The sequence below is a fragment of the Ruminococcus sp. genome, from assembly GCF_017650195.1.
In the GTDB taxonomy this organism is placed as follows: Bacteria; Bacillota; Clostridia; order Oscillospirales; family Ruminococcaceae; genus Ruminococcus.
The window spans coordinates 1-11,292 of sequence record NZ_JAGCFH010000143.1 but is presented as its reverse complement, the minus strand read 5'-3'; the positions used below and the strand labels follow the sequence as shown (position 1 = coordinate 11,292).

Here is an 11,292-nt window from a genome sequence, read left to right as displayed (position 1 = left end):
TGAAGCATTATCCGCACTTGAAAGAGCCGAGGATATTACGGACAGGCTTTCAGTCGAGGAACAGGCTGAACAGCTCAAGTATGATGCTCCGAAGGTAGAACGACTGGGGATACCGGCTTATAATTGGTGGAGCGAGGGCTTACATGGAGTCGCAAGAGCGGGAACAGCTACTATGTTTCCTCAGACGATAGGACTTGCGGCAATGTTTGATGAAGATGCTGTACGCAGGGCAGGAGAGATAACTTCTGTTGAAGCGAGAGCAAAATATAACGAGTATTCGGCACACGGTGACCGTGATATATATAAGGGACTTACACTTTGGTCGCCTAATGTTAATATATTTAGAGATCCGAGATGGGGAAGAGGTCAGGAGACCTACGGTGAGGATCCGTTCCTTACTTCCAGACTCGGTGTTGCATACACTAAGGGCCTTCAGGGCGACGGAAAAGTCCTCAGAACAGCTGCCTGCGCAAAGCATTTTGCAGTTCACAGCGGTCCCGAAGCAACAAGACATGAATTTGATGCAAAGTCCAATATGAAGGACATGACTGAAACATATATCGCCGCATTTGAAGCACTTGTAAAGGAAGCAAAGGTTGAAACCGTAATGGGAGCGTATAACCGTGTTAACGGTGAGCCTGCTTGCGCAAGCAGCTTTCTTATGGGCAAGCTTAAGGAGTGGAATTTCGACGGACATTTCGTTTCCGACTGCTGGGCTCTCAGAGACTTCCATACAAATCATGGCGTTACAAAGACCGCTCCTGAGTCTGCTGCTATGGCTCTCAAGGCTGGCTGCGACCTCAATTGCGGCAATACATATCTCCACCTTCTTATCGCATATAATGAAGGACTCATCACCAAGGAGGACCTCAGAAGATCCTGTGTAAAGCTGATGAGAACGAGAGTAAGGCTTGGTATGTTTGACAAGTCTACCGAATTCGATGGACTCAATTACGATATCGTAGCCTGCGATGAGCACAAGAAATTCTCTCTCGAATGTTCGGAGCGTTCTATTGTGCTTCTTAAGAATAATGGTATTTTACCTCTTACAGAGGGAAAATATAAGACTATCGGAGTTATCGGTCCCAATGCCGACAGCGTTCCCGCACTTGAGGGTAACTACAACGGTAAGGCTGACGAATATGTCACATTCCTGAGAGGAATCCGTGAGGCATTCGATGGCAGGGTAATTTATTCCGAGGGATGTCATCTTTATAAGGACAGATGTATGCAGCTCGGTCTTCCTGATGACAGACTTGCAGAGGCTGAGATTATTGCAGAGCATTCTGATCTTGTTGTCCTTGTTGTCGGACTTGACGCTACTATAGAGGGCGAAGAGGGGGATACAGGAAATGAATTCTCTTCAGGTGACAAGAATGATTTGAGACTTCCCGAGTCACAGAGAAAGCTTGTTAAGACGGTCATGGCTAAAGGAAAGCCAGTTATCATAGTAACTGCTGCCGGCAGTGCGATAAATGTTGAAGCTAACTGTGATGCACTTATCCACGCATGGTATCCCGGACAGCTCGGCGGAAGAGCTCTTGCCAATATTCTTTTCGGCAAGGTATCTCCTTCAGGCAAGCTTCCGGTAACATTCTATGAAGACGCTTCAAAGCTGCCCGATTTCTCGGATTACAGCATGAAGAACCGTACTTACAGATACGCCAGGGGCAATATACTCTATCCCTTCGGCTTCGGACTGACCTACTCGGAGACAGAATGCTCCGACCTAAAGTTTGAAAACGGCGTTGCATCAGTAAAGGTCACAAATACTGGAAAACGCGCGACAGAGGATGTAGTTCAGTTCTATATCAAAGGTTATTCGGAGAACGCAGTTCCAAACCACAGCCTCTGCGGCTTCAAGAGAGTCGCACTTGACGCGGGAGAGAGCAGGGTCGTACAGATCACTCTTCCCGAAAGGTCTACAATGGCAGTCAATGAAAAGGGCGAATGGGTAAAGGAAGGCAGTGAGTTCACCCTCTACGCAGGAACATCACAGCCTGACGAGCTCAGCGAAAAGCTGACCGGCAAGAAATGCACTACTCTGAAAATAAATTTATAAAACATTATGGAGGATAAAATGGAATTTTTCAGCAAAATCGGAAAAATCGAGTATAAGGGTAAGGATAGTACAGATCCTCTTTCATTTAAGTACTACAACCCTGATGAAATGATTAACGGCAAGAAGATGCGCGATCATCTCAAGTTCGCACTTTCTTGGTGGCACACAATGGGCGGCGACGGAACAGATATGTTCGGCTGCGGTACAACAGACAAGTCATGGGGACAGAGCGATCCCGCTGCCAGAGCAAAGGCAAAGGTTGATGCTGCTGCAGAGATCATGGATAAGCTCTCAATTGATTACTACTGCTTCCATGACCGCGATCTCTCACCTGAGTATGGCAATCTTAAGGAGACAAACGCTCAGCTCGATATCGTTACAGACTATATGAAGTCTGCTATGGGCGATAAGAAGTGTCTCTGGGGTACAGCTAAGTGCTTCGACCATCCGAGATTCATGCACGGTGCAGGCACATCACCTTCTGCTGATGTATTTGCATTCTCTGCTGCACAGATCAAGAAGGCTCTCGAGTCTACAGTAAAGCTCGGCGGTAACGGATATGTATTCTGGGGCGGCCGTGAGGGTTACGAGACTCTCCTCAATACAAACATGGGTCTTGAGCTTGATAATATGGCTCGTCTCATGAAGATGGCTGTTGAGTATGGACGTTCAATTGGCTTCAATGGCGATTTCTACATCGAGCCCAAGCCAAAGGAGCCCACAAAGCATCAGTATGATTTCGATACAGCTACTGTTCTCGGATTCCTGAGAAAGTACGGTCTCGACAAGGACTTCAAAATGAACATCGAGGCTAACCACGCTACACTCGCTCAGCACACATTCCAGCATGAGCTCCGCGTTGCAAGAGACAACGGCGTATTCGGTTCTATCGATGCTAACCAGGGCGATATGCTTCTTGGCTGGGATACAGACCAGTTCCCGACAAATATTTATGATACAACAATGTGCATGTATGAAGTTATCAAGGCAGGCGGCTTCACAAACGGTGGTCTCAACTTTGACGCTAAGGCTCGCAGAGGCAGCTTCACTCCCGAGGATATCTTCTACAGCTACATCGCAGGTATGGATGCATTTGCACTCGGCTTCAGAGCTGCTCTCAAGCTCATTGATGACGGACGTATCGACAAGTTTGTTGCTGACAGATACGCTTCATGGAACACAGGAATCGGTGCAGATATCATCTCCGGCAAGGCAGACTTCGCATCACTTGAAAAGTATGCTCTTGAAAAGGGCGAGGTTACAGCTTCACTCTCAAGTGGCAGACAGGAAATGCTGGAGTCTATCGTAAATAACGTTCTTTTCAGTCTTTAATAAAGACTGATTGAAATTAAATCTATTTTTCAAATGGAGGTCACGAATATGAAAAAAGCATTATCGGTCATTTCAGCACTCGCAATCCTTGCATCTCTTACAGCCTGCAATAACGGCAATAAGGATGAGGGAGCAGGCAGCAGTAACACAACAACTGCTAAGAAGGATGACACACAGACTACTACTAAGCCTGTTGACGACAACGGCGAAAAGGTATCAATCAACATCTGGTCATTCACAAACGAAGTTCCGGATATGTTAAAGAAGTTCCTGGATCTCAACCCTGATTTAGCTGCAAAGTACACCTACGAGCAGACAATCATCCCTACAACAGACGGCGCATATCAGCCGGCTCTTGATAAGGCTCTTCAGGGCGGCGGCAAGGATGCTCCCGATATCTACTGTGCAGAGGCTGCATTCATTGCAAAGTACTCACAGGGAGATATGAAGGATTTTGCTCTTCCTTACAAGGATCTCGGCATTGACGTTGATGGCGGAATTGCGAAGGCTCAGACAGCTGACTACGCAGTTAAGCTCGGTACAAGAGGCAGCGATGTAGTTGCTCTTAACTATCAGGCTACAGGCGGTGCTTACATCTACAGACGTTCTATCGCTAAAGATGTATTCGGCAGCGATGACCAGGATACAGTAGAGAGTGCTATCGGTGCAGGTTCAGGTAACTGGGATAAGTTCTTTGATGCTGCTCAGAAGCTCAAGGATAAAGGCTATGCTATCATTTCTGGTGACGGTGACCTCTGGCACGCTGTTGAGAACAGCTCAGACGAGGGCTGGATCGTAAACGATAAGCTCCACATTGATCCTAAGCGTGAGGCATTCCTTGACCTCTCCAAGACGCTTAAGGATAATGAATATCATAACGATACAGAAGACTGGCAGGAGCCTTGGAAGGCTGATATGAGAGACGAAGGAGTTAAGAAGGTATTCGGCTACTTCGGACCTGCTTGGCTCATTAACTACACTCTTGCTGAGAACAGCGGTTCTTGGAAGGATACAGGAAAGACAGACGAAAACGGCGATGCTATCAAGGAACTTGATACTTCTATCGGTACTTATGGCGACTGGGCAATCTGTAAACCTCCTGTAGGCTTCTTCTGGGGTGGTACATGGCTCCTTACAAATAAGGACGTTGCAGACAGCAAGAAGGAATTCATTGGTAAGTTCCTTGAGTGGGTAACTCTTGACTGCACAAAGGATGGTCTCCAGTATATGTGGGCTAACGGTACTTACAGCGGACCTAACGGTACAAAGGATGCAGTTTCATCCGGTACAGTAATGGCTATGTCTGATGGTAAACTCGACTTCCTCGGTGGACAGAATATGTTCGATGTATTCATCCCTGCTGGTGAGTTCGCAAACGGTAAGAACCTCACACAGTACGATGAGAAGATCAACAGCTACTGGCGTGATCAGGTTCGTCAGTACACATCTGGTCAGAAGACAAGAGACCAGGCTCTCAAGGACTTCAAGCAGGCTGTTGCTGATGACCTTGGTATTGACGCAGAATAATTTTCTTAGGAGCTGTACCGCTTTTGCGGTACAGCCCTCTTCAAAAAATAAAGGAGGCTTACGGCTTTGAAAACGAAGCTTAAGGGTGTTAGTTATTCGAAATACGGATATCTATTCAGTATTCCTTTTGTTGTTGCTTTTTTGATTTTTACGCTGTATCCAACTATTTTTACAGCGATTCTCGGTTTCACCGACTGTCACGGACCTACGGGACTTGATAATTTCAAATTCCTCAGTGAGCCGTTTGAGAACTACAAGTCGGTAATAAATAACGAATCCTTCAGAAAATCTCTGAAGAATACTGTTCTTATTTGGATAATGAACTTTGTCCCTCAGATATCTCTTGCCCTTCTCCTTACTGCGTGGTTCACTTCACACACAAATGAGATAAAGGGAAAAGGATTCTTTAAAGTCGTTTTCTATATGCCGAACATCATTACAGCTGCAACAGTTGCGATTCTTTTCAGGACTTTCTTTGCATATCCTGTTGGTCCTATCAACGATATTCTTATAAGCTTGGGTCTGCGTGAAAAAGGCTATTATTTCCTTGTAAACCCAACTGCTTCAAGGATCATAGTAGCATTTATCCAGTTCTGGATCTGGTATGGAAATACGATGATAGTGCTTGTTTCAGGTGTACTTGGTATAAGCCCTGATATTTATGAAGCAGCTCAGATAGACGGAGCGAACGGTGTTCAAACCTTCTTCCGAATCACTATACCTAACTTAAAGACTGTATTACTTTATACATTGGTTACCAGCCTTGTCGGCGGACTTAATATGTTCGATATCCCGTACCTGTTCAACAATGCAGGTGGACCCGACGGCGCGACTAAAACTGCAGCGGTATTTATTTACACTCAGGGCTTTGAAGGCAGATATCTGTATAACAAGGCTTCGGCTGCAAGTATGATCGTTTGGGTAATAATTGCTATAATGTCAGGCGTTCTCTTCTTCATCATGCGTGATAAGGATCAGATCAAGCTTGAAAAGGAAATCAAAAAGGCCAAGAAGGAAGCTAAAAGAGCAACTAAAGGAGGAGTAGATCAATGGCAGTGGTAAATAAAAAACCGGGTACCTATGCGTTCAGGATAGTTGCTTACACGGTTTGTATTCTCCTTGCTGTACTGAGCCTTTTCCCGTTTGTGGTCATGATAATCAACTCGACCAGAAGCTCTGCTCAGATTCAGCAGCATGCTCTTTCACTTATTCCTGGTTCAAACCTGAGAATAAACTGGAGCTACCTCTTTGGTAAGGGCTTTAATCCTATCAAGGGATTTGAGCATTCATTACTTATCTCAGTATGCACAACAGCGCTGACTGTTTATTTCTCAACAATGACAGCTTTTGCACTTGTTGCCTATGACTGGAAATTAAGAAAGCCATTCTTTACATTTATCATGGCAGTACTTATGATACCTGCACAGGTATCCAGTATCGGTTTCTACCACATGGTTTATAAGATAGGCTGGACTAATACATACTTCCCGCTTATACTTCCAGCAATCGCCGCACCAACGGTCGTATTCTTTATGAGGCAGTATATGATACCGTCACTTCCTATGGAGATACTCCAGTCGGCAAGAATCGACGGTGCTGGAGAATTCAGGATATTTAACCAGATCGTTCTTCCTATGATGAAGCCTGCTATGGCTACACAGGCAATATTTGCCTTTGTAACAAGCTGGAACCAGCTGTTTATGCCTCAGGTAATCATTACAAAAATGGAAAAGTATACAATGCCTCAGATGGTTTCACTCCTTAAGGGTGATACCTACAAGACTGAGTACGGTACGGTTTACCTTGGACTCTTCCTTTCAGTAGTTCCGATTCTCATCGCGTACTTCTGTCTGTCCAAGTATATCATCGAGGGTGTTGCTCTCGGCGGTGTAAAGGGTTAATTTGTATTCTTGAAGTTATCACATTTTCTTTCTTAAATCATTGAAGGCTGCACTGAAAACGTGCAGCCTTCTTTGTTGCGGAGGACTTAATATTTTGCCTCAGAACTTGCATTTATTTGAAAAATGTGGTATAATATCTTTATTAATACACTGATACGGAGGACCTAATATGCTGTCAGATATCGAAATCGCACAGAGCGCAGATATGAAGCGTATTTCTGAGATCGCTGCCGGTCTCGGGATAGAAGAAGATGACATTGAACCTTATGGACATTACAAGGCTAAGCTCTCGGAAAAGCTCTTTTCCAAGCTAGCTGATAAAGAAAATGGCAAGCTGATCTTAGTTACTGCTATAAATCCTACTCCTGCCGGAGAAGGAAAAACCACAATAAGCGTAGGACTTTCCGACGCTCTTAGAAGAATAGGAAAAAAGTCGGTGCTTGCTCTCCGTGAGCCTTCACTCGGACCAGTTTTCGGTATGAAGGGCGGAGCAGCTGGCGGCGGTTATGCCCAGGTAGTTCCTATGGAGGATATAAACCTTCACTTTACAGGGGATATGCACGCAATCACAGCTGCTAACAATCTTCTCTGCGCAATGATAGACAATCATCTACAGCAGGGAAACGAGCTTAAAATAGACCAGCGTAGGATCATGTTCAAGCGCTGTATGGATATGAACGATCGTGCTCTAAGAAATATCCTTATCGGACTAGGTGGCAAAGCAAATGGCGTTCCACGTGAGGACGGCTTCAATATCACCGTTGCTTCAGAGGTAATGGCCATACTCTGTCTTGCTTCTGATATATCCGACCTTAAGGAAAGACTTGGCAATATACTTGTTGCATACAATCTCAGCGGAGAGCCTGTCTACGCAAAGGAACTTGGCTGTACTGGAGCTATGACCGCCCTTCTTAAGGACGCTCTTAAGCCAAATCTCGTGCAGACTTTGGAGAATACTCCTGCTTTCATACATGGTGGTCCCTTTGCCAATATCGCTCACGGTTGTAATTCACTGAGAGCTACGAAGCTTGCGCTCAAGCTCGGCGATTATATAGTTACCGAGGCAGGCTTCGGCTCAGACCTCGGAGCTGAAAAGTTCCTTGATATCAAGTGCAGGGTAGGAGGATTTTCTCCCTCATGCGTCGTACTTGTTGCCACAATAAAGGCACTGAAGTACAACGGCGGAGTGCAGAAGCAGGACCTGGCAAAGGAAAATATGTGGGCTCTTGAAAAGGGTATCGAGAACCTCAGGACTCATATTGAGAATCTGCACAAATATCACATACCGGTAGTAGTGGCTATCAATAGATTTGCATCTGATACTGACGAGGAAGTAAAGTTCGTTGAGAATTTCTGCTCTGATATGGGAGTAGAGGTTTCAATGTGCGAGGTATTCGCTAAGGGTGGAGAAGGTGGAACAGACCTTGCAAAGAAGGTGTGTGATGCTATTGAGCTCTGCGGAGAAAACGAGTTCAAGCCACTTTATGATACTCATGCTACAATAAAGGACAAGGTTGAGAAGATAGCAAAGGAGATATACCGTGCCGACGGAGTTACCTTTACGGCTCAGGCTGAAAAGGCAGTAAAGGAGATTGAAAATATCGGCTTCTGGGATCTGCCCATCTGCGTTGCGAAAACGCAGTATTCACTTTCTGATAATCCAAATCTTCTTGGTAAGCCGAAGAATTTCAAAATCACCGTCCGTGATGCAAAACTTTCCGCAGGTGCAGGCTTTGTTGTAATATATACCGGCGATATCCTCACTATGCCCGGACTTCCCAAGGCTCCGGCAGCACTTGACATCGACTGCGACGGAAACGGAAATATCACGGGACTTTTCTGATATATGAAGATAATAACTCATTCTCCGGCGGAGACTATTAAGGCTGCGGAAAAACTCGGTAGATTTCTAAAAGCCGGCGACATGATTGCCTATAAAGGCGGTCTCGGCGCAGGAAAGACCACATTTACCCGTGGACTTGCAATAGGCATGGGACTTGGGGACAGTGTTACCTCTCCCACATTTGCGCTTGTTAACGAGTACCGCGGCGATAAGCTGACACTTTATCATTTTGATATGTACCGTATCAGCTCCGAGGAGGATCTTGAATCCACAGGCTTTTACGACTATCCCTTCGAGGACAATGTGGCAGCCGTGGAGTGGTCGGAGAATATTGCGGAGTTTCTCCCGAAGGATACTGTATATATCACTATAAACAGCGTTGGAGAAAACGACAGGGAAATAATTATCGAGGACGGTGGAAGATTTGCTGCTGCTTGGGATTGATACATCAGGAAAGACCGCGTCCGCAGCTCTTTTTGACTCGGATAGGGAGCTGTTTTTAGCTCAGAGTACCGTTTATACACAGAAGACACATTCACAGGTCATAATGCCCATGGTTAAGGACGTAATGGCCCAGGCAGGAAAGGAGCTTTCCGACCTTGGCGGTATTGCTGTAGCAAACGGACCAGGATCATATACGGGACTTCGAATTGGAGTTGCGGCAGTAAAGGCTCTCAGTTTCGGGCTGGGCATAAAATGCTGTGGCGTGTCTACACTACTTGGTCTTGCATGCAATAACCTTGCTTATAAGGGACATATATGTGCAATTATGAAGGCAAGGGGTGAGCTTGTCTATACCTGTATCTATAAAAGCGATGGCTATTGCGTAGAGCAGATTACTGAGGAGCAGATAATCTCACAGGATGAGCTTGCGGAGTTCCTTGCTTTGAACATCAAGGAGGCTATGCTCTGCGGAGACGGAGCTGCCGACTTTTACAATACCTACACTTCGCCTGCGTTCATTATAGCGCCGCCGCAGGGACGGCTGCAAAGCGCAGTGGGAGTGTGCCTTGCTGGCATATCAAAAAAGCTTTCAGAGCCAGGTCAGCTTGAAGTATCCTATTTACAGAAGGTAAAGGCTGAAAAGGATCTGGAATCAAAAAATAAATGATAATATATAATGGAGATGTTTAACATGATAGCAATAGGCTGCGACCACGCTGCTGTGGAAATGAAAAATACGGTCAGGGATTACCTCACCGAAAAGGGCTTTGAGGTGAAAGACCTGGGTACTAATGGAGAGCCCTGCGATTACCCCAATATGGCAGAGAAGCTCTGCGGCGAGATAACCTCCGGCAACTGCGAAAAGGGCATACTTATCTGTGGAACAGGTATCGGCATGTCAATTGCCGCCAACAAGATAAAGGGTATCCGTGCAGCACTCTGCGCTGATTCATTCTCGACTAAGTACACACGTCTGCACAACGACGCAAACGTTATGTGCATGGGCGCAAGAACTCTCGGTCCCGGACTTGCATGCGAGCTGGCTGAGATATTCCTTACAACAGAGTTCGAGGGCGGACGTTATCAGAGAAGAGTTGACCTTATCACTGCTCTTGAAAACAAGTGATGAAGCATACGGGAACTGTTCCCTTTGAGACAGAGCGGCTCATATGCCGCAGATTCGAAGCCGGTGACTGGCGCGATATGCTGGAGAACTGGGCTTCGCTTCCCGAAATACAGACCGAATACGGCGAGCCTGTCTACACTGATGAAGCACAGGTGAGGGGACTCCTTGACAGCTACATCAAGGGCTATGAAAGGGCTGATTTCTACCGCTGGGCTGTGATTGAACGTTCAAGCGGCAGGAATATCGGACAGATAGCCTTCTGCAAGGTCTGGGATGACTGCAGAACTGCCGAGGTAGAGTACTGTATCGGCACTGAATTCTGGGGAAAAGGCTATGCGGGAGAAGCACTTGCAGGTCTTGTTGCTCATAGCTTCAGAACTATGGACTTTGACAAGCTTGAAGCGTATCACAGAGCCGCAAATGTCAAGTCGGGACGTGTCCTAGAAAAGTCTGCTATGCATAAAACCGATACAGTGCAGCGCTTTGTTCATGAGGGCGTTGATCCTGCCTGCGCAGGCGAGATATGCTACTGTATCGAAAAGGATAATTATTTGAATATTATTAATGAAAGGAGCTGCTAACTATGGGAGAATTACACATCATTGACCACCCACTGGTTCAGCACAAAATTTCACTTTTAAGAGATAAGAACACAGGAACAAAGGAGTTCCGTGAGCTTGTTTCCGAGATAGCAATGTTTATCTGCTATGAGGCAACAAGAGACCTCCCGCTCAAGGAGATAGAGCTTGAAACTCCTCTTGCTGTGGCAAAGACAAAAATAATCTCAGGCAGAAAGCTTGCTTTCATACCAATACTCCGTGCAGGTCTCGGTATGATAGAGGGCGTTACAAGTCTCGTTCCTGCTGCAAAGATAGGTCATATCGGACTTTTCCGCGATCCTGTTACACATGAGCCCGTGAAGTATTATTCCAAGGTTCCTGATGATATCAGCGAGCGTGATACTATTATCGTTGATCCTATGCTGGCAACAGGCAATTCTGCAGTTACAGCTATTACAGAGATGAAGGAGCTGGGTGCAAAGCATATCAAGTTCATG

11 protein-coding genes are annotated in these 11,292 nt (G+C 45.9%); all 11 read left to right on the top strand.

Annotation, left to right across the window (positions count from 1 at the left end; genetic code table 11):
• The coding region (locus tag J6U00_RS06650; protein WP_296580386.1) for a glycoside hydrolase family 3 C-terminal domain-containing protein at positions 1–2,062 on the top strand (2,062 nt) is incomplete at its 5' end.
• Positions 2,063–2,080: 18 nt separating this feature from the next.
• Positions 2,081–3,394: a xylose isomerase gene (gene xylA, locus J6U00_RS06645; protein WP_296580383.1), complete on the top strand. Its 1,314-nt coding sequence runs from the start codon at positions 2,081–2,083 to the stop codon at positions 3,392–3,394.
• Positions 3,395–3,442: 48 nt separating this feature from the next.
• The gene (locus J6U00_RS06640) at positions 3,443–4,921 is read left to right on the top strand and encodes a carbohydrate ABC transporter substrate-binding protein (RefSeq protein ID WP_296580380.1); all 1,479 of its coding nucleotides are present in this window, start codon (positions 3,443–3,445) and stop codon (positions 4,919–4,921) included.
• Positions 4,922–4,987: 66 nt separating this feature from the next.
• A complete protein-coding gene (locus J6U00_RS06635) occupies positions 4,988–5,983 on the top strand; it encodes a sugar ABC transporter permease (protein ID WP_296580378.1) in 996 nt (331 codons plus the stop codon).
• On the top strand, positions 5,971–6,822 hold the full coding sequence (locus J6U00_RS06630; RefSeq protein WP_296580376.1) for a carbohydrate ABC transporter permease: 852 nt from the start codon (positions 5,971–5,973) through the stop codon (positions 6,820–6,822). Before J6U00_RS06635 ends, J6U00_RS06630 begins: the two co-directional genes overlap by 13 nt.
• Before the next feature lie 169 nt (positions 6,823–6,991).
• Complete coding sequence (locus J6U00_RS06625; RefSeq protein ID WP_296580373.1) at positions 6,992–8,665, top strand: formate--tetrahydrofolate ligase; 1,674 nt, start codon at positions 6,992–6,994, stop codon at positions 8,663–8,665.
• Positions 8,666–8,668: 3 nt separating this feature from the next.
• On the top strand, positions 8,669–9,109 hold the full coding sequence (gene tsaE, locus J6U00_RS06620) for a tRNA (adenosine(37)-N6)-threonylcarbamoyltransferase complex ATPase subunit type 1 TsaE (RefSeq protein WP_296580371.1): 441 nt from the start codon (positions 8,669–8,671) through the stop codon (positions 9,107–9,109).
• Positions 9,090–9,776 (top strand): tRNA (adenosine(37)-N6)-threonylcarbamoyltransferase complex dimerization subunit type 1 TsaB, encoded by a 687-nt coding sequence (tsaB, locus tag J6U00_RS06615; RefSeq protein WP_296580370.1) that lies wholly within the window; start codon positions 9,090–9,092, stop codon positions 9,774–9,776. The genes tsaE and tsaB overlap by 20 nt, the downstream gene beginning before the upstream one ends.
• 24 nt (positions 9,777–9,800) lie before the next feature.
• A complete protein-coding gene (rpiB, locus tag J6U00_RS06610; protein ID WP_296580368.1) occupies positions 9,801–10,235 on the top strand; it encodes a ribose 5-phosphate isomerase B in 435 nt (144 codons plus the stop codon).
• Complete coding sequence (locus J6U00_RS06605; RefSeq protein WP_296580365.1) at positions 10,235–10,816, top strand: GNAT family N-acetyltransferase; 582 nt, start codon at positions 10,235–10,237, stop codon at positions 10,814–10,816. The genes rpiB and J6U00_RS06605 overlap by 1 nt, the downstream gene beginning before the upstream one ends.
• 2 nt (positions 10,817–10,818) lie before the next feature.
• Positions 10,819–11,292 (top strand): uracil phosphoribosyltransferase (gene upp, locus J6U00_RS06600; RefSeq protein WP_296580363.1); only part of this gene is annotated, 474 nt, incomplete at its 3' end.

What these genes read in the sequence shown, in the direction of transcription:
- tsaE (WP_296580371.1), top strand. Translation starts at nt 8,669, where the DNA reads ATGAAGATAATAACTCATTCTCCGGCGGAGACTATTAAGGCTGCGGAA.
- J6U00_RS06630 (WP_296580376.1), top strand. Translation starts at nt 5,971, where the DNA reads ATGGCAGTGGTAAATAAAAAACCGGGTACCTATGCGTTCAGGATAGTT.
- rpiB (WP_296580368.1), top strand. Translation starts at nt 9,801, where the DNA reads ATGATAGCAATAGGCTGCGACCACGCTGCTGTGGAAATGAAAAATACG.
- J6U00_RS06640 (WP_296580380.1), top strand. Translation starts at nt 3,443, where the DNA reads ATGAAAAAAGCATTATCGGTCATTTCAGCACTCGCAATCCTTGCATCT.
- J6U00_RS06625 (WP_296580373.1), top strand. Translation starts at nt 6,992, where the DNA reads ATGCTGTCAGATATCGAAATCGCACAGAGCGCAGATATGAAGCGTATT.
- J6U00_RS06605 (WP_296580365.1), top strand. Translation starts at nt 10,235, where the DNA reads ATGAAGCATACGGGAACTGTTCCCTTTGAGACAGAGCGGCTCATATGC.
- xylA (WP_296580383.1), top strand. Translation starts at nt 2,081, where the DNA reads ATGGAATTTTTCAGCAAAATCGGAAAAATCGAGTATAAGGGTAAGGAT.